Source organism: Staphylococcus sp. FSL W8-1268, assembly GCF_038003965.1.
Taxonomy (GTDB): domain Bacteria; phylum Bacillota; class Bacilli; order Staphylococcales; family Staphylococcaceae; genus Staphylococcus; species Staphylococcus hominis.
The window spans coordinates 770,885-790,258 of sequence record NZ_JBBOQE010000001.1; the positions used below are offsets into that span (position 1 = coordinate 770,885).

The 19,374-nt window shown below is 33.1% G+C and carries 23 protein-coding genes; all 23 read left to right on the plus strand.

The window, feature by feature from the left end; translation table 11 throughout:
• Positions 1–74 precede the first annotated feature (74 nt).
• The 23 genes from NST64_RS03890 to NST64_RS04000 all read left to right on the plus strand — a co-directional run bounded on the left by NST64_RS03890 (position 75) and on the right by NST64_RS04000 (position 19,274).
• The gene (locus tag NST64_RS03890) at positions 75–410 is read left to right on the plus strand and encodes a winged helix-turn-helix transcriptional regulator (RefSeq protein ID WP_002448699.1); all 336 of its coding nucleotides are present in this window, start codon (positions 75–77) and stop codon (positions 408–410) included.
• A 109-nt stretch (positions 411–519) separates the two neighbouring features.
• On the plus strand, positions 520–1,947 hold the full coding sequence (locus NST64_RS03895) for an aldehyde dehydrogenase family protein (protein ID WP_002448710.1): 1,428 nt from the start codon (positions 520–522) through the stop codon (positions 1,945–1,947).
• 239 nt (positions 1,948–2,186) lie between these two features.
• Positions 2,187–3,503: a transcription termination factor Rho gene (gene rho, locus NST64_RS03900; protein ID WP_002448642.1), complete on the plus strand. Its 1,317-nt coding sequence runs from the start codon at positions 2,187–2,189 to the stop codon at positions 3,501–3,503.
• Between the two features lie 115 nt (positions 3,504–3,618).
• Complete coding sequence (locus NST64_RS03905) at positions 3,619–3,876, plus strand: type B 50S ribosomal protein L31 (protein ID WP_002448672.1); 258 nt, start codon at positions 3,619–3,621, stop codon at positions 3,874–3,876.
• A 174-nt stretch (positions 3,877–4,050) separates the two neighbouring features.
• Complete coding sequence (locus tag NST64_RS03910) at positions 4,051–4,650, plus strand: thymidine kinase (RefSeq protein WP_002448715.1); 600 nt, start codon at positions 4,051–4,053, stop codon at positions 4,648–4,650.
• Positions 4,650–5,726: a peptide chain release factor 1 gene (prfA, locus tag NST64_RS03915; RefSeq protein WP_002488140.1), complete on the plus strand. Its 1,077-nt coding sequence runs from the start codon at positions 4,650–4,652 to the stop codon at positions 5,724–5,726. The genes NST64_RS03910 and prfA overlap by 1 nt, the downstream gene beginning before the upstream one ends.
• Positions 5,713–6,549: a peptide chain release factor N(5)-glutamine methyltransferase gene (prmC, locus tag NST64_RS03920; protein ID WP_002448696.1), complete on the plus strand. Its 837-nt coding sequence runs from the start codon at positions 5,713–5,715 to the stop codon at positions 6,547–6,549. Before prfA ends, prmC begins: the two co-directional genes overlap by 14 nt.
• An 84-nt stretch (positions 6,550–6,633) precedes the next feature.
• Positions 6,634–7,674, plus strand: a complete 1,041-nt coding sequence (locus NST64_RS03925; protein ID WP_049417942.1) for an L-threonylcarbamoyladenylate synthase — start codon at positions 6,634–6,636, stop codon at positions 7,672–7,674.
• Complete coding sequence (locus tag NST64_RS03930; RefSeq protein WP_002455058.1) at positions 7,671–8,087, plus strand: low molecular weight protein arginine phosphatase; 417 nt, start codon at positions 7,671–7,673, stop codon at positions 8,085–8,087. The genes NST64_RS03925 and NST64_RS03930 overlap by 4 nt, the downstream gene beginning before the upstream one ends.
• Positions 8,088–8,196: 109 nt before the next feature.
• Positions 8,197–8,721, plus strand: coding sequence for a TIGR01440 family protein (locus NST64_RS03935; protein WP_002448698.1), 525 nt, complete (start codon positions 8,197–8,199; stop codon positions 8,719–8,721).
• Positions 8,722–8,745: 24 nt separating this feature from the next.
• Positions 8,746–9,984, plus strand: coding sequence for a serine hydroxymethyltransferase (gene glyA, locus NST64_RS03940; RefSeq protein WP_002448684.1), 1,239 nt, complete (start codon positions 8,746–8,748; stop codon positions 9,982–9,984).
• A gap of 24 nt (positions 9,985–10,008) precedes the next feature.
• The gene (gene upp, locus NST64_RS03945) at positions 10,009–10,638 is read left to right on the plus strand and encodes a uracil phosphoribosyltransferase (RefSeq protein ID WP_002448669.1); all 630 of its coding nucleotides are present in this window, start codon (positions 10,009–10,011) and stop codon (positions 10,636–10,638) included.
• A gap of 19 nt (positions 10,639–10,657) precedes the next feature.
• Positions 10,658–11,803 (plus strand): non-hydrolyzing UDP-N-acetylglucosamine 2-epimerase, encoded by a 1,146-nt coding sequence (wecB, locus tag NST64_RS03950; protein WP_002448685.1) that lies wholly within the window; start codon positions 10,658–10,660, stop codon positions 11,801–11,803.
• A gap of 147 nt (positions 11,804–11,950) precedes the next feature.
• Positions 11,951–12,298 carry an ATP synthase subunit I gene (locus tag NST64_RS03955; protein WP_002455060.1) on the plus strand — a complete coding sequence of 116 codons (348 nt, stop codon included), beginning with the start codon at positions 11,951–11,953 and terminating at the stop codon, positions 12,296–12,298.
• A 28-nt stretch (positions 12,299–12,326) separates the two neighbouring features.
• Positions 12,327–13,052: a F0F1 ATP synthase subunit A gene (gene atpB, locus NST64_RS03960; protein ID WP_002448665.1), complete on the plus strand. Its 726-nt coding sequence runs from the start codon at positions 12,327–12,329 to the stop codon at positions 13,050–13,052.
• A 32-nt stretch (positions 13,053–13,084) separates the two neighbouring features.
• The gene (atpE, locus tag NST64_RS03965; protein WP_002448651.1) at positions 13,085–13,297 is read left to right on the plus strand and encodes a F0F1 ATP synthase subunit C; all 213 of its coding nucleotides are present in this window, start codon (positions 13,085–13,087) and stop codon (positions 13,295–13,297) included.
• Positions 13,298–13,383: 86 nt separating this feature from the next.
• Positions 13,384–13,914 (plus strand): F0F1 ATP synthase subunit B, encoded by a 531-nt coding sequence (locus NST64_RS03970; RefSeq protein WP_107632242.1) that lies wholly within the window; start codon positions 13,384–13,386, stop codon positions 13,912–13,914.
• Positions 13,914–14,453 (plus strand): F0F1 ATP synthase subunit delta, encoded by a 540-nt coding sequence (locus NST64_RS03975; protein WP_049437363.1) that lies wholly within the window; start codon positions 13,914–13,916, stop codon positions 14,451–14,453. The genes NST64_RS03970 and NST64_RS03975 overlap by 1 nt, the downstream gene beginning before the upstream one ends.
• 18 nt (positions 14,454–14,471) lie before the next feature.
• Complete coding sequence (gene atpA / locus NST64_RS03980; RefSeq protein ID WP_002448637.1) at positions 14,472–15,980, plus strand: F0F1 ATP synthase subunit alpha; 1,509 nt, start codon at positions 14,472–14,474, stop codon at positions 15,978–15,980.
• A gap of 31 nt (positions 15,981–16,011) precedes the next feature.
• The gene (gene atpG, locus NST64_RS03985) at positions 16,012–16,878 is read left to right on the plus strand and encodes an ATP synthase F1 subunit gamma (protein WP_107632241.1); all 867 of its coding nucleotides are present in this window, start codon (positions 16,012–16,014) and stop codon (positions 16,876–16,878) included.
• A gap of 21 nt (positions 16,879–16,899) precedes the next feature.
• The gene (gene atpD, locus NST64_RS03990; protein WP_002448706.1) at positions 16,900–18,312 is read left to right on the plus strand and encodes a F0F1 ATP synthase subunit beta; all 1,413 of its coding nucleotides are present in this window, start codon (positions 16,900–16,902) and stop codon (positions 18,310–18,312) included.
• A gap of 21 nt (positions 18,313–18,333) precedes the next feature.
• Positions 18,334–18,735 (plus strand): F0F1 ATP synthase subunit epsilon, encoded by a 402-nt coding sequence (locus tag NST64_RS03995; RefSeq protein WP_002448708.1) that lies wholly within the window; start codon positions 18,334–18,336, stop codon positions 18,733–18,735.
• A 308-nt stretch (positions 18,736–19,043) separates the two neighbouring features.
• The gene (locus NST64_RS04000; protein WP_002448711.1) at positions 19,044–19,274 is read left to right on the plus strand and encodes a DUF1146 family protein; all 231 of its coding nucleotides are present in this window, start codon (positions 19,044–19,046) and stop codon (positions 19,272–19,274) included.
• Positions 19,275–19,374: the final 100 nt, after the last annotated feature.

The window sequence follows — 19,374 nt, forward strand, 5'->3', positions numbered from 1 at the left end:
ACTTAAATATATTAATTGCTGAAGTATATTAAATACCTGTAATGTTTAAGAAGTTTTGAATAGAGGTGAAGACAATGGAAATCTGTCCATATCTCGAAGAAACCTTTAAAATTGTTGGTAGAAGTTGGAACGGTTTAATCATTAATTACCTATCTCGATGCGCTGATTATACTGCACACTTTTCCGATATGAAAAGGGATTTAAAAACAATTACTCCACGTGCATTAAGTATTAAGCTTACAGAATTAGGTGAGTGGGGATTAGTAGACAAAAAAGTCATTTCTACACGTCCTGTTTCTATCGTTTATGAGTTAACCGATAAAGGAAAAGCACTTGCTGAGGCTTTAAGACCAATTGAAGCATGGGCTAGAGATTACGTCACATTAGAACATAACGATTCAGTTAAATAATATAGTTAAAAGGTTGGAGTTTATATAAACTTTAACCTTTTAATTATGTTTAAATAACATCAAATCGGATATATATTAGACATACACATTCTTAAGGAGTGAATCATTGATGAGAAATTATACTCAACAATATATTAATGGTGAATGGATTGATAGTGAAAGTAACGAAACAATTGATGTAATTAATCCAGCAACAGAAGAAGTTATTGGAAAAGTTGCAAAAGGTAATGAAAAAGACGTAGAAAAAGCGGTTCAAGCTGCTCATGACGTATATTTAGAATTTCGCCATAGTTCAGTTGAAGAAAGAAAACAACTACTAGATAGAATAGTAGAAGAATATAAAAATAGAAAACAAGATATTATTGAAGCAATTACAGCAGAGTTAGGCGCTCCACTAACTGTTTCAGAAAATGTTCATTATCAAATGGGTTTACAACACTTTTCAGAAGCACGTAGAGCTTTAGATTCATTTGAATTTGAAGAACGTCGCGGAGATGATTTGGTAACTAAAGAAGCGATTGGCGTTTCAGGATTAGTTACACCATGGAATTTCCCAACTAATCAAACATCTCTTAAATTAGCAGCAGCATTTGCTGCAGGTAGTCCAGTTGTGTTAAAACCTTCTGAAGAAACACCATTTGCTGCAATCATTTTAGCTGAAATCTTTGAAAAAGCAGGCGTTCCTAAAGGCGCATTTAACTTAGTTAATGGTGATGGTGAAGGTGTAGGTAATCCATTAAGCGAACATCCTAAAGTTAGAATGATGTCATTCACTGGTTCTGGAGCTACAGGTTCTAAAATTATGGAAAAAGCAGCTAAAGATATCAAAAAAGTATCTCTTGAATTAGGGGGCAAATCACCATATATCGTACTTGACGATGTAGATATTAAAGAAGCTGCAAAAGCTACAACTGGAAAGGTTGTTAATAATACTGGTCAAGTATGTACTGCAGGAACAAGAATCTTAGTTCCAGAAAGTATTAAACAAGAATTCTTAACTGCCTTAAAAGAAGAGTTTAGTAATGTTAAAGTTGGCGATCCACTTGATAAAAATACCCAAGTAGGACCAATCATTAGTAAAAAACAATTCGACACAGTACAATCTTATATTGATAAAGGTATTGAAGAAGGCGCTGAATTATTATATGGTGGTCCAGGTAAACCAGAAGGATTAGATACAGGTTATTTTGCTAGACCAACTATTTTTATAAATGTTAAAAATGATATGACTATTGCACAAGAAGAAATTTTTGGTCCAGTTGTTTCAGTAATCACATATAATGATTTAGACGAAGCAATCGAAATTGCTAATGATACTAAATATGGTTTAGCAGGATATGTAATTGGTAAAGATAAAGAAACGCTTCAAAAAGTGGCACGTTCAATTGAGGCAGGTAGAATTCAAATTAATGAATCTCCAAACGAACCCTATTTACCATTTGGTGGTTATAAACAATCTGGTATCGGTCGTGAATGGGGCGACTACGGAATTGAAGAGTTCTTAGAAGTAAAATCAATTGCTGGTTATTTTAAATAATTAAGTATAATGAAATAGTTTAATATAAATACAGTTCATGGAATCATTTTAGTTCCATGAGCTGTTTTATTTTTTGAAATTTAATAAAATCATTTTGTAATTAAATTAAAAATTTGCTATATTAATTCTAGTATTTAAGATGCTAACGTTTAAAACATTTAAGTTATAATCATTTAGATGATTTAACAATGCTAGTAGCTAGATGATTTTTATAAAAATATAAGAAATGGGTGCAATTTATGCCTGAAAGAGAACGAACATCACCACAATATGAATCTTTTCATGAATTGTATAAAAATTATACGACAAAAGAACTTACGCAAAAAGCAAAATCATTAAAACTAACTAATTATAGTAAATTGAATAAAAGTGAGCTTGTCTTGGCAATTATGGAAGCTCAAATGGAAAAAGATGGAAATTACTATATGGAGGGTGTTTTAGATGATATACAACCTGATGGATATGGTTTTTTAAGAACCGTTAATTATTCTAAAGGTGAAAAAGATATATATATATCAGCTAGTCAAATTAGACGTTTTGAAATTAAACGAGGCGATAAAGTAACTGGAAAAGTACGAAAGCCTAAAGACAATGAAAAATACTATGGACTTCTACAAGTTGACTTTGTTAATGATGAAAATGCAGAAGTTGTAAAAAAACGTCCTCATTTCCAAGCACTTACTCCGTTATATCCAGAGGAAAGAATTATTCTTGAAACAGAGCCTCGAAATTATTCTACTCGAATTATGGATTTAGTTACTCCAATTGGTTTAGGTCAACGTGGTCTTATTGTCGCTCCTCCTAAAGCTGGTAAAACTTCATTACTTAAAGAAATTGCAAATGCAATTAGTACAAATAAACCAGATGCTAAATTATTTATATTATTAGTAGGTGAACGACCTGAAGAGGTAACTGATATAGAGCGTTCAGTAGAGTCAGCAGAAGTAGTACATTCCACTTTTGATGAACCTCCTCAACATCACGTTAAGGTAGCAGAATTATTATTAGAAAGAGCAAAACGTCTTGTAGAGATAGGACAAGATGTCATTATCTTGATGGACTCTATTACGCGTTTAGCAAGAGCATATAACCTTGTTATCCCACCTAGTGGTAGAACATTGTCAGGTGGCTTGGATCCAGCATCCTTACATAAGCCTAAAGCATTTTTCGGTGCTGCTCGTAATATTGAAGCAGGTGGTAGCCTAACTATTTTAGCAACGGCTCTAGTAGATACAGGTTCACGTATGGATGATATGATTTATGAAGAGTTCAAAGGTACAGGTAATATGGAACTTCATCTTGATCGTAAATTATCTGAACGTCGAATATTCCCAGCTATTGATATTGGGCGTAGTTCTACGCGTAAAGAAGAATTATTAATTAGTAAGTCTGAATTAGAGTCATTATGGCAACTTAGAAATATGTTTACTGATTCTACCGATTTTACAGAGCGTTTTATAAGAAAATTAAAACGTTCAGAAAATAACAAAGAATTTTTTGAACAATTGCAAAAGGCAGCCGCTGAAAGTACAAAAACAGGAAAACCAATTATCTAAAATATGTGATTGAGGGTTGCGTTTTCCTTCAATAACTATTATAATTACACAGTATTGGGTAAAAACTCACAAATAACTCTGTTCCAGATGGTTCAGGGCAAAGGAGCTGAAAAAAATGAAACAAGGAATTCATCCTGATTACCACAAAGTCATCTTTTTAGATACAACAACGAACTTTAAATTTTTAAGTGGTTCTACTAAAACTTCTTCAGAAACAATGGAATGGGAAGATGGTAACGAATACCCAGTTATTCGCTTAGATGTATCATCTGATTCACATCCATTCTACACAGGACGTCAAAAATTCGCTGCTGCGGATGGTCGTGTGGAACGTTTCAACAAAAAGTTTGGTCTCAAATCAAACAACAATTAATTTTGAACTTAAAATGCCTGCCTAATCTATTATGTATAGAATTAAGCAGGTATTTTTTTATTTCTAAACTATTTTATTAATTTCTTCAGTGATAACCCAGTAATAAACTCATTTATAATAATCGAAAATATGATATAATTAAGCGATTATGTTTTGAAAAAGGTGGAACTTATAATGTATGAGACTTACCATTCTGGTTGGATTGAATGCATTACTGGAAGTATGTTTAGTGGTAAATCGGAAGAATTAATTCGTCGATTAAGAAGAGGAATTTATGCTAAACAAAAAGTAATCGTATTTAAACCAGCTATTGATGACCGGTATCATAAAGAGAAAGTTGTATCACATGATGGTAATGAGCTAGAAGCCATTAATATCTCAACAGCTAGAGAAATACTATTACAAAATTTATCTCAATTTGATGTCATAGGTATAGATGAAATTCAATTTTTTGATAATGAAATTGTACATATAGTAGAAAAGCTAGCTGAAGATGGTCATAGAGTTGTAGTAGCAGGATTAGACATGGACTTTAGAGGTGAACCTTTTGACCCCATGCCTCAAATTATGGCCGTAAGTGAACAAGTGACCAAATTACAAGCCGTTTGTGCAATATGTGGTTCGTCATCAAGTCGGACGCAACGTTTAATTAATGGACAACCAGCAAGAATTGATGATCCAATTATATTAGTAGGAGCAAATGAAAGTTATGAGCCAAGATGCAGAGCACATCATATTGTAGCACCTAGCATCAATGACAAGGAGGAAATATAGTGTTTGATCAATTAGATATTGTTGAAGAAAGATATGAACAGTTAAATGAAATGTTAAGTGATCCAGAAATTGTTAATGATCCAGATAAATTACGAAAATATTCTAAAGAACAAGCTGATTTACAGAAAACAGTAGATGTTTATAGAGATTACAAAAGTAAAAGAGAAGAAGTAGCAGAAATAGATGAAATGCTAACTGAAACAGATGATAAAGAAGAAATTGAAATGTTAAAAGAAGAAGCATCAGGATTAAAAAGTGAACTTCCAGAATTAGAAGAACAACTTAAATTCTTGTTAATTCCTAAAGATCCAAACGATGAAAAAGACGTTATTGTCGAAATTAGAGCAGCAGCTGGTGGAGATGAAGCAGCTATTTTCGCAGGCGATTTATTAAGAATGTATACAAAATATGCGGAATCTCAAAATTTTAAAACTGAAATTGTTGAAGCGGCAGAAAGTGATCATGGTGGATATAAAGAAATCAGTTTTTCAGTTTCAGGTAGTGGTGCTTATAGTAAGTTGAAATTTGAAAATGGTGCTCATCGTGTACAACGTGTGCCCGAAACGGAATCTGGAGGACGCATTCATACATCTACAGCGACTGTAGCTGTTTTACCTGAAGTTGAAGATGTAGAAATTGAAGTGCGTAATGAAGATTTGAAAATTGATACGTATCGTTCAAGTGGCGCTGGTGGTCAACACGTTAATACTACAGACTCTGCTGTACGTATTACGCATATTCCAACCGGTATTATTGCAACGTCTTCAGAAAAATCACAAATTCAAAACCGTGAAAAAGCATTAAAAGTATTAAAAGCACGATTATATGATATGAAATTACAAGAAGAACAACAAAAGTATGCGGCTCAACGTAAATCAGCTGTAGGGACAGGAGATCGTTCTGAACGTGTAAGAACTTATAATTATCCTCAAAGTCGTGTGACAGATCATCGAATTGGTTTAACTTTACAAAAGCTCGACCAAATTATGGAAGGTAAATTGGATGAAATTATTGATGCATTAACACTTTCTGAGCAAACTGAAAAACTGAAAGAACTAAATAATGGCGAGCTTTAAAGATACCTTACAAGAAGCGATTGAATTAACAAAAGAAAAAGGATTTGAACAATCTAGAGCGGAATGGCTGATGTTAGACTTATTTGAATGGTCTAGGACAGATTATTTAATGCATATGTATGATGAGATGTCTCAAGCTGAAGAAGCAAAATTTTCACTTGCATTAGACCGTATGTTATTAGGAGAGCCCATTCAATATATTGTTGGTTTTCAATCATTTTATGGATATCAATTACAAGTAAATTCTCATTGTCTTATTCCACGTCCAGAAACAGAAGAAGTCATGCTTCATTTTTTAGAGCATTGTAAGGATGGGAGTACAATTGCTGATATAGGAACAGGCAGTGGAGCGATTGCAATTGTACTTAAAAAACTAAATCCAACCTTAAATGTAATAGCTACAGATCTTATTGAAGATACTCTAGAGGTAGCATCTGATAATGCACATCAATTAAAAGCGGATATCAGATTTCTAAAAGGTAATGCCCTTAAACCACTTATTAAAGAAAATATTAAATTAGATGGCTTAATATCAAACCCTCCTTATATTGATCAAACTGAGATGAAAGATATGGAAGATACAGTAGTAAAGTATGAACCTCATATCGCGTTATTTGCTGAGGATGAAGGGTATGAGATTTATGAGATGATTCTAGATGATTTACCCAAAGTACTTAATAAAGGGGCTTATGTAACTTTTGAAATTGGTTATAATCAAGGAGAAATATTAAAAGCACGTATTATAAATAAATATCCGCATGTTAATGTAAATCTCTTGAAAGATATTAACGGATTAAATAGAATGATTTCATTTAAGTGGTAATAGTGGAGTGGGAAAGAAATGTATTATTTTCTAACCCACTTCTTTTTCTTTAATAACTTCACATATGTGAAAGGTGTGATCAAAATGAAAACAAAAATATGGAATATGAAAGATTATAGTCAAGATTCCCAAACGTTTTCTCAATTAGCAGAAATAAAAACTATTTATGAAAATGGGGGCCTAATTGCGATACCTACTGAAACAGTATACGGTTTAGGTGCCAATGCTAAAAATGAACAGGCAGTAGAAAACATTTATAAAGCTAAAGGACGTCCGTCTGATAATCCACTGATTGTTCATATTTACAAGCAATCACAAATGGATGCATTTGTATCAACTATCCCTAAGGAAGCCAAAAAATTAATGAATGCATTTTGGCCTGGCCCAATCTCGTTTATTCTTCCTTTAAAACAAGGATACTTATGTGAGAAAGTGACAGGTGGGCTTAATTCTATTGCTGTAAGAATGCCAAGTCATCCAATTGGAAGAGCCATATTAGAATATGTTGATTTGCCAATCGCAGCACCCAGTGCAAATATAAGTGGAAGACCTTCTCCAACGACATTTCAGCATGTGTATAATGATTTAAATGGAAAAATAGATGGTATTGTAAATGGGGATCAAAGTGAAGAAGGCTTAGAGAGTACAGTTTTAGATTGCACACAATTTCCTTTTAGAATAGCAAGACCAGGCTCAATTACTCAAACAATGCTTAATCACGTGGTACCTCACAGCGTCATTCAATATGATTATAATCAATTAGAACGGCCCATAGCACCAGGTATGAAATATAAACACTATGCACCTAAAACACCTGTATATATGTTAACTGAATTTACACAACCTATTTCTGAGTTAAATGAATCAGGGTTAGCATTTGTTTTACCTTCTAGTATGAAAAAGTATGTACCTAAAGATTGTACATTTATCTCTCTTTGTGAAAATCAAAGAGATGTTAAAGGGGCTAATCATAACTTATATAAAATTTTACATGACATTGATGATGATGAACGAATACAAAAAGCATTTATTTATACTTTTGATAATATTGAAGGCTCTGAAGCAGTTATGAATCGTATGATGAAAGCAACGGGAAATCAAATAGTTAAAGGAAGAGAATTATGAAGATAATATTTGTATGTACTGGAAATACGTGTAGAAGTCCTATTGCAGAAAGTATAGCTACAGTGCTTCTACCTAACGATTCTATTCAATCACGTGGATTATTTGCAATGAATGGACAATCTATCACTCCTGAAGCATTAGAAGTTATTTTAGAAAATAATTTACCAGAACCCTCTGTATCTCAAATATTCAGTCAAGATGACTTAAAAAGTGATTTAATTTTAACAATGACCGATAATCATAAAAGACAGTTAATCAGTCAATATGGGACAGAATATCCTATCTATACATTATGTGAGTATGTATCAGAAACAGGTGAAATAGGTGATCCATTTGGCGGTAGCATAGATACCTATCGTCACACATTTAACCAATTATACGCTCTTATTAACAAATTGAAACACGAAGAATAAAGAGAAATATTACGCTAATAGTATAAGTTGAGTAATAAATAAGTTATAATAAAAAAGTATAGCTTGTCAGCTATGCTTCTTTTTATCTTTGCAAGTGAGGTGAAATAATATGCAAGAACTTACAACTTTACTGGATGAATTGAAATCCCAATCTTTTTTCAAGAAAGATGAGATGTGTGTGATAGGATGTTCAACTTCTGAAGTAATTGGGGAAAAAATTGGGTCAGTTGGTTCAATGGAAGTCGCTGAAACTATTTTTAATGAATTAGAACGTATAAAACGTGAAACGGGCGTTTCATTTGCGTTTCAAGGTTGTGAACATATCAATAGGGCGATTACAATTGAGCGTGAAGATTATAATCCATTTACTATGGAAGAAGTAACTGTTGTACCAGATGTTCATGCAGGAGGAAGTCTTGCTACATATGCCTATCAACATATGAACGATCCAATAGTCATTGAATATATAAAAGTGCCTAAAGGTATTGATATTGGTCAGACGCTTATTGGAATGCACATTAATCATGTTTGTGTTCCATTGAGAACAAGCGTTAAAAAAGTTGGTGAAGCTATAGTTACAATCGCTACTTCAAGACCAAAAAAAATTGGTGGAGAAAGAGCTAAATACGAATAAGTTCTAAAGGAAGAAGGGGAATATATGTCTTATATTAAAGAACAAGATCACATTATTTATGAAGCGATTCAAAATGAATATAACCGTCAAAACAATAATATTGAACTCATTGCTTCAGAGAACTTTGTTTCAGAAGCGGTAATGGAAGCGCAAGGATCTGTAATGACAAACAAATATGCAGAAGGCTATCCAGGTCGTCGTTATTATGGTGGTTGTGAATATGTTGATGTTACAGAAACAATTGCTATTGAACGTATCAAAGCTTTATTCGGAGCTGAACATGCAAATGTACAACCACATTCAGGTTCGCAAGCTAATATGGCAGTGTATTTAGTTGCTTTAGAAATGGGAGATACTGTGCTTGGAATGAATTTAAGTCATGGTGGTCATTTAACCCACGGTGCTTCAGTTAATTTTAGTGGTAAGTTTTATAACTTTATCGATTATGGTGTAGATAAAGAAACTGAAAGAATTAATTATGATGAAATTCGTGAATTAGCACTGAAACATAAGCCTAAATTAATTGTAGCTGGTACGTCAGCGTATTCTAGACAATTAGATTTTAAGAAATTTAAAGAAATTGCTGATGAAGTTGGTGCTAAATTAATGGTTGATATGGCACACATTGCAGGTTTAGTAGCAACTGGATTACATCCTAATCCTGTAGAATATGCTGACTTTGTTACCAGTACAACTCATAAAACGCTGAGAGGACCGCGTGGAGGCCTAATTCTTTGCAAAGAAAAATATAAAAAAGAGATAGATAAGACAATATTTCCTGGAATTCAAGGTGGACCACTAGAACATGTGATCGCTGCAAAAGCTGTTGCTTTTGGAGAAGCTTTAGAACCAGATTTCAAAGTGTATCAAGAACAAGTCATTAAAAATGCTAAAACTTTAGCTGAAACACTTCAAGATGAAGGATTTAGAATTGTTTCAGGAGGTACGGATAATCATCTAGTTTCAGTAGATGTGAAACAATCAGTTAATTTAACTGGTAAACAGGCTGAAGAAACATTAGATTCAATTGGTATTACATGTAATAAAAATACAATACCTTTTGATCAGGAGAAACCATTCGTTACAAGTGGAATTAGACTAGGCACTCCTGCTGCAACGACGCGTGGTTTTGATGAAGTAGCATTTAAAGAAGTAGCTTTAATTATCAGTACAGCATTAAAAAATTCAAATGACCAAGCAAAATTGAAAGAAGCTAGTGATAGAGTAAAACAATTGACTCAACAATATCCGCTATATGAATAACAACATAAATGGAGGAAATGAATTATGAGTAAAGTACATGTATTTGATCACCCACTCATTCAACATAAATTGAGTTACATTCGTGATAAAAATACCGGAACAAAAGAATTTAGAGAGCTTGTTGATGAAGTAGGTATGCTAATGGCATATGAAGTTACAAGAGATTTACAATTGCAAGATGTAGAAATTGAAACTCCTGTAACAACTATGACAGCCAAACGATTAGCTGGAAAAAAATTAGCAATTGTACCTATTTTAAGAGCAGGCTTAGGGATGACAGATGGTGTATTAAACTTAGTTCCAGCTGCTCGTGTAGGACATATTGGATTGTATCGTGATCCTAAAACATTAAAAGCAGTAGAATATTTTGCTAAATTACCTCAAGATATTGATGAGCGTGAAATTATAGTAGTTGATCCAATGTTAGCTACAGGCGCTTCAGCAATCGAAGCAATCAATTCACTAAAAAATCGAGGTGCAAAGAATATTCGTTTTATGTGTTTAATTGCCGCACCTGAGGGTGTTGAAAAAATGCAAGAAGCACATAAAGATGTTGATATCTATATTGCAGCTTTAGATGAAAAACTTAATGAAAAAGCATATATTACACCTGGTTTAGGAGACGCTGGGGATAGATTATTTGGTACTAAATAGTACTATAGGAGTAAATATTATGAGAAAGATTATGACAGTCTTTGGTACAAGACCAGAAGCAATTAAAATGGCACCTTTAGTTAAAGCACTTGAAAAAGATTCAATGCTAGAACCAATTATTGTTGTAACTGCTCAACATAGAGAAATGCTTGATTCAGTTTTAAAAACATTCAACATAACACCCCATTATGATTTGAATATCATGAAAAAAGGGCAAACTCTTTCAGAAATAACAGCTAGATCTATTATTCAACTTGAGCAAATTATGAAAAAAGAATGTCCAGATATGGTACTTGTTCATGGTGATACCACGACTACTTTTTCTGGCGCATTAGCAGCATTTTATAATCATACATCTGTAGGACACATAGAAGCTGGTCTTAGAAGTGGGAATAAATATGCGCCTTTTCCAGAAGAAATAAATCGACAGATGGTTAGTAACATTGCCGATTTACACTTTGCTCCTACTATTGGTGCAAAACACAATCTAATTCAAGAAAATAAAGATAAGACATCTATAGTGATTACTGGCAATACTGCCATTGATACACTAAATTTTACAATTAATAAAAATTATACCTCTGAGTTGATAGAAAAGCATAAAAATAAAAAAATTGTATTGCTGACCGTTCATCGTAGAGAAAATATTGGAAAACCTATGGAACATATTTTCAAAGCAGTTAGAGATATCGTTGAAGATATTGAAGACGTGGTAGTAGTTTTTCCTTTACATATGAATCCCGAAGTTAGAAAACTATCATACGCTTACTTAGAAAAACATCCAAGAGTAGAGCTTATTGAACCATTAGATGTTGTTGATTTTCATAATTTTGCTAATCATGCTTATTTAATTTTGACTGATTCTGGAGGCATTCAAGAAGAAGCACCATCATTAAATAAACCAGTTTTAGTTCTTAGAGATGTAACTGAAAGACCTGAAGGTGTAGAAGCTGGAACATTAAAAGTAATTGGAACAGAGTATACACATGTGTATCAAGAAATAAGAAAATTATTAATGAACAAACAAGTTTATAATAATATGGCATATGCTCAAAATCCTTATGGAGATGGAAAGGCATCTGAACGTATATGTGAAAGCATTAAATACTATTTAGGATTAACCGAAGAAATACCTAAAGAATTTGAAAAGTTAAAAAATTGTTGATTTAATTGTGAACATTTTATGACAATATTGGTGTTAAATTAAACAACAATTTGAATAGAATTGACACATAAATTACCCTATATTATTATTAAATTTGTATGAGTGGAACGGTTTCCATGATTGTCATAAGTTTTGGAGGCACAAAGAATGAAACGGTTCAGCATCATATTTAGACAATTCATTCAATATTACATTTATTTTTTAATAATGTTAAGTATTTTGTATTTTATTAAATCTAATTCTTTTTTATTAGGCTTAATAATTGGGACACTCGGGTCTCTAATCAACACATACATTTTTGAGATATATCTTTCTAGGACAAAACAACCAGATAATATACATATTTCTACAGGCAATGTATGGAGATACTTAGTCGCAATTATTGCATGTATAGTATGGGTTGTCTTTAAAGAGAATGTAAATATCATTGGTATAATGATAGGCCTTATGATTTCTTATGTATTAATCATTTTACGCCCTCTCTTGCTAAAATAGTAAACTATATACAGAAAGAGGTGAGTACATGGATCACAAATCCCCACTCGTAAGTTGGAATGTGTTTGGATTTGATATTGTTTTCAACTTAGCAAGTATTATGATGCTTATTATTACTGCTATTATTGTTTTTATAATAGCTATTGTTTGTACGCGTAATCTCAAGAAAAGACCTAGTGGCAAACAAAACTTTATCGAATGGATTTTCGATTTTGTAAGAGGCATTATTGAGAGTAACATGGCTTGGAAAAAAGGTGGTCAATTTCACTTCTTGGCGGTAACATTAATTTTATTTATTTTTGTTGCCAATATGCTAGGTTTACCATTTGCAATTGTTACACATGATCATTATTTATGGTGGAAATCTCCAACTGCTGACGCGACTGTAACGTTGACGTTATCTACGATGATGATTTTATTAACACATTATTATGGTGTTAAAATGCGTGGAACAAAGGCATATGTTGGTAATTACTTTAAACCTTTCTGGCCATTAGCAATTATTAATGTCTTTGAAGAATTCTCTTCAACATTAACACTAGGTTTACGTCTTTACGGTAATATTTTTGCTGGTGAGTTACTATTATCACTATTAGCTGGCCTGTTTTTCCAAAACGGCTGGGGCTGGATAATTAGTATTCCTGGCTTAATTATATGGCAAGGATTCTCAATCTTTGTCGGTACAATCCAAGCATATATCTTTATTATGCTATCTATGGTTTACATGTCCCATAAAGTTGCGGACGCACATTAACATAAACAAACATTTTAGGAGGAATTATTAATATGGGTTTAATCGCAGCAGCAATTGCAATCGGTTTATCAGCATTAGGTGCTGGTATCGGTAACGGTCTTATTGTTTCAAGAACAGTTGAAGGTGTAGCACGTCAACCAGAAGCACGTGGTCAATTAATGAGTATTATGTTCATTGGTATTGGTTTAGTTGAAGCATTACCAATCATCGGCGTTGTTATCTCATTCATGACATTATTCAGATAAGAAATGTTCGAGGCGAAGTCTCTTTGATCTTCGCCATTCGTTTTATTTAGTGGCAAAGTGATGATTAATAATGAAAGGAGTGTCAAATGCCAGTGAATGCATTAACCAATTCATTTGTTTTAGGTGCAGCTGCAGGTGGCGTTGAATGGGGAACAACAATTGTTACATTTATTACATTTATTATCCTATTGGCGTTATTGAAAAAATTTGCTTGGGGTCCATTAAAAGAAGTAATGGATAAACGTGAACGCGATATCAATAGAGATATTGACGAAGCTGAAGAAGCAAAATTGAATGCACAAAAACTTGAAGAAGAAAATAAAAAGACACTTAAAGAAACACAAGATGAAGTTCATCATATTCTTGAAGATGCAAGAATTCAAGCACGTAAACAACATGAAGAAATTATTAAAGATGCACATGAACGTGCAAATGGTATGATTGAAACAGCACAAAGTGAAATCAAAAGTGAAAAAGAACGCGCTCTTGCAGATATTAATAATCAAGTTTCTGAGTTATCTGTTTTAATTGCTTCTAAAGTTTTACAAAAAGAGATTTCAGAACAAGATCAAAAAGGTCTCGTTGATAAGTATCTTAAAGAGGCAGGCGATAAATAATGGTAGATGTAGCAAAAAAATATGCTAAAGCTTTATTTGATGTCTCTATAGATAAAGATCGATTAGATTTAATGTATGAAGAATTAAAAGAAGTTAGTAATGCAACTTTAAATTACATTGATGATTTAAAAGCAATTGATTCAAATCCTAATCAACCTGCTTCTGAAAGACGTAAATTTGCAGGTATTGTATTTGGGGATGCGAACTATTACTTAAAAAATATGCTAATGATTTTAGCAAATAATCGTCATTTAGCGCTTATACATTCTATCTTTAAAGAATTTAAACATTTGTATGACCATCATTATAATCAAGGTGATGCTTTGGTTGAATCTGTATATCAATTGAATGAAGAAGAATTATCTCATATTGAAAGAGTGATTCTTAACAAAACTAAATTGTCTAAAGTACATATTACAACTAAAATAAATCCTAACTTAATTGGCGGGTTTAGAGCAAAAGTTGGGACTACTGTATTAGATGGTAGTATAAAAAATGATTTAGAACAAATAGAGCGTAAATTTAAAAGAGTTAATTAAAAAAGAGGAGTGACATAGATGGCCATCAAAGCTGAAGAAATCAGTGCATTACTTCGCTCACAAATTGAAAACTATGAGTCAGAAATGTCTGTTGATGATGTAGGTACCGTCCTTCAAATTGGTGATGGTATTGCATTAATTCACGGATTAAATGATTGTATGGCTGGTGAGCTTGTAGAGTTTTCAAACGGTGTGCTTGGTTTAGCACAAAACCTTGAGGAATCAAATGTGGGTGTCGTAATTTTAGGACCTTATAGTGAAATTAGAGAAGGCGACGAAGTTAAACGTACTGGCCGTATCATGGAAGTGCCAGTAGGTGAAGAACTTATCGGACGTGTTGTAAATCCACTTGGTCAACCAATTGATGGACAAGGTCCTATCAATTCCACTAAGACACGCCCTGTTGAGCAAAAAGCAACAGGCGTTATGGATCGTAAATCAGTTGATGAACCATTACAAACTGGTATTAAAGCGATTGACGCATTAGTACCAATTGGTCGTGGACAACGTGAGTTAATCATTGGTGATAGACAAACAGGTAAAACAACGATTGGTATTGATACAATTTTAAACCAAAAAGGTTTAGATACAATTTGTATTTATGTAGCTATTGGTCAAAAAGATTCAACAGTACGTGCAAACGTTGAAAAATTACGTCAAGCTGGTGCTTTAGACTACACAATTGTTGTATCTGCATCAGCAGCGGAACCAGCACCATTATTATACATCGCCCCTTATTCAGGAGTGACAATGGGTGAAGAGTTCATGTTTAATGGAAAAAATGTACTTGTTGTATATGATGATTTAACTAAACAAGCAGCTGCTTATCGTGAATTATCATTATTATTACGTAGACCTCCAGGCCGTGAAGCGTATCCAGGTGACGTCTTCTACTTACACAGTAGATTATTAGAAAGAGCAGCTAAATTAAACGATGCATTAGGTGGCGGTTCAATTACAGCTTTACCTATCATTGAAACACAAGCTGGGGATATCTCTGCATATGTTCCAACTAACGTGATTTCAATTACTGACGGACAAATTTTCTTACAATCTGATTTATTCTTCTCAGGTGTACGACCTGCGATTAATGCTGGTCAGTCTGTATCACGTGTTGGTGGTTCAGCACAAATTAAAGCAATGAAAAAAGTTGCTGGTACATTACGTTTAGATTTAGCATCTTATCGTGAGTTAGAATCATTTGCACAATTTGGTTCTGATTTAGACGAATATACTGCTAGAAAATTAGAACGTGGTAAACGTACGGTTGAAGTTTTAAAACAAGATCAAAACAAGCCACTTCCTGTTGAAAATCAAGTGTTAATTATTTATGCCTTAACAAAAGGTTATTTAGATGATATCCCTGTAGAAGACATTACACGTTTTGAAGATGAATTAAATAGTTGGTCTAAATCAAATGCTTCAGAATTATTAGGGGAAATCAGAGAAACTGGTAATCTTCCAGATGATGCTAAATTTGAATCAGCTATTAATGAATTTAAGAAAAGTTTTAGCAAATCTGAATAACTAAACTTTAAATCAAAAAGGTGGTGAGATAATGGCTTCTCTTAAAGAGATAGATACTCGTATTAAATCGACGAAAAAAATGAAACAGATTACCAAAGCGATGAACATGGTTTCAAGTTCTAAATTACGTCGAGCTGAAAAAAATACTAAGCAATTCGAACCCTATATGGAAAAAATGCAAGATGCGATAACTGCTATTGCAGGCGCAAGTAAAAATTCAAATCATCCAATGTTAAGACCAAGACATATTCAACGTAGTGGTTACTTGGTTATTACAAGTGACAAAGGATTAGCGGGTGCTTATAGTTCGAATGTGCTTAAGCGACTAGTCAATGACATTAAAGAAAAACATACAAATAGTGATGAATATAGCATTATTGTTTTAGGTCAATCCGGTGTTGATTTCCTTAAAAATAGAGGTTATGAAGTTGAAAGTTCACTTGTTGATGTACCTGATCAACCTTCATTTAAATCAATACAAGCTATCGCTAAGCATGCGATTGACTTATTCAGTGAAGAACATATTGATGAACTTAAGATTTATTATAGCCACTATGTTAGTGTTCTTGAAAATAAACCTTCTGTTAAACAAGTTCTACCATTATCTCAAGAAGATTCTAGTCAAGGCCAAGGTCAAATGTCTTCATATGAATTTGAACCAGATAAAGACTCAATCTTAAGAGTTATTCTTCCACAATACGTTGAAAGTTTAATTTATGGAACGATTCTTGATGCTAAGGCTAGTGAACATGCAGCACGTATGACTGCAATGAAAAATGCATCTGATAATGCAACTGAACTTATTGATGACTTATCATTACAATATAATAGAGCGAGACAAGCTGAAATCACTCAACAAATTACAGAAATTGTTGGTGGTTCTGCCGCACTTGAATAATATTTTAAAGGAGGAAACAACATGGGTAATGGCCGTGTAACTCAGGTTATGGGTCCTGTAATTGATGTTCGATTCGAACATAATGAAGTCCCTGAAATTAATAATGCCCTAATTATTGAAGTACCCAAAAATGATGGCACATTCAAATTAACATTAGAAGTTGCATTGCAACTAGGTGATGATGTTGTTCGTACTATTGCAATGGATTCAACTGATGGTGTTCAACGTGGTATGCAAGTTGTGAATACTGGTAAAGATATTAGTGTTCCTGTAGGTGAAGAAACACTTGGACGTGTGTTTAACGTTTTAGGAGAAACAATAGATTTAAACGAAAAAATAGATAGTTCTGTTAGACGTGATCCAATTCATCGTCGTCAACCTAATTTTGATGAATTATCTACTGAAGTAGAAATTCTTGAAACAGGTATTAAAGTTGTAGACTTATTAGCACCTTATATTAAAGGTGGTAAGATTGGTTTATTCGGTGGTGCCGGCGTAGGTAAAACTGTATTAATTCAAGAATTAATCAATAATATCGCTCAAGAACATGGTGGTATTTCTGTATTCGCTGGTGTAGGTGAACGTACTCGTGAAGGTAACGATTTATACTATGAAATGAGCGATAGTGGCGTTATCAATAAAACAGCCATGGTATTTGGGCAAATGAATGAGCCGCCAGGTGCGCGTATGCGTGTTGCTTTATCAGCATTGACAATGGCTGAATATTTCCGTGATGAACAAGGTCAAGATGTACTTTTATTCATTGACAATATTTTCCGCTTTACTCAAGCTGGTTCTGAAGTTTCAGCATTATTAGGACGTATGCCTTCAGCTGTAGGTTATCAACCTACATTAGCAACTGAAATGGGTCAATTACAAGAACGTATTACATCTACTAATAAAGGTTCAGTCACTTCAATTCAAGCAGTATTCGTTCCTGCCGATGACTATACTGACCCAGCACCAGCAACTGCGTTCGCACATTTAGATGCAACAACAAACTTAGAACGTAAATTAACTGAAATGGGTATTTATCCTGCGGTAGACCCATTAGCTTCAACTTCTAGAGCTTTAGAACCATCTATTGTTGGACAAGAACATTATGAAGTTGCACGTGAAGTTCAATCTACATTACAAAAATACAGAGAATTACAAGATATCATTGCAATTTTAGGTATGGATGAATTATCTGAAGAAGATAAATTAACAGTAGAACGTGCGCGTAGAATTCAATTCTTCTTATCACAAAACTTCCATGTGGCTGAACAATTTACTGGTCAAAAAGGTTCTTATGTTCCAGTTAAAACAACTGTAGCGAACTTTAAAGATATCTTAAATGGTAAATACGATCATATTCCTGAGGATGCATTCCGTTTAGTTGGAAGTATGGATGATGTTATTGCTAAAGCTAAAGATATGGGTGTTGAAGTTTAAACTAATTAGGAGGTAAAGATAATGAACACAGTAAATCTTGATATTGTCACTCCTAATGGTTCAGTCTACGAAAAAGATGATGTTGAACTCGTTGTATTTCAAACTACTGCGGGCGAAATAGGTATCATGAGTGGACATATTCCGACAGTTGCCGCATTAAAGATAGGCCATATTAAAGTTAAGTTTAAGAATGGTACTGAGTATATAGCTGTTAGTGGTGGCTTTGTTGAAATTAGACAACATAAAGTATCTGTCATTGTTCAAACAGCTGAAACAGCTAGTGAGATTGATGTAGAAAGAGCTAAATTGGCTCGTCAAAGAGCACAGTCTCATTTAGATGAAGAGGATAACAGTGACATTAACCGAGCTAAACGCGCATTAGCTAGAGCGGAAAACCGTCTGCGTGTAGCTGAATTAAAATAATGATTAAATGACGTGGGATAATATTTATGATGAATATATTGTCTCACTTTAGTGAGAATGGTTAATGAAAAAGTAACAGGTATTAAAATATTTTGATTTAGTTAATTATTCTTAATATATTAAAAGAGTTTGAGACATTTAATAGTGTTTCAAACTCTTTTTTTATTGTACATAAAAGAACTTAGAATAATAATAACTTTAAATTTTTATTTTAGTTACTTTTTATTAAATATCGTAACGTTCTTATGTATCATTATTAACTTTTTTAATGTACAATATATTACAGAAATCTTTAAGGAGAGAAAAGAATGGAATATGTTGGACAATTTGCAATAATACATTTATTTTTACATGTAATATGTATATGTATTGCGTACTGGGCATTACATTCTCTCAGATTAGATCAATTTTTTAAAAAAGGATATTCAACACGACTGCAAGTGTGTATGATTTTCTTAGCAATTTTAATGGGTACTGCAGTAAGTAACTTTATCGTAGATTTATTACAGTACTCTACACAAATTAAATATTTATTTTAAAAAATGAATTTCTATCAATTAACTAAAAATGTAGATATACTAATTAAATAAGTAATTCAAAATGGGAAATGTTATAAGAAATAGGAGTTTAATGTGGAGG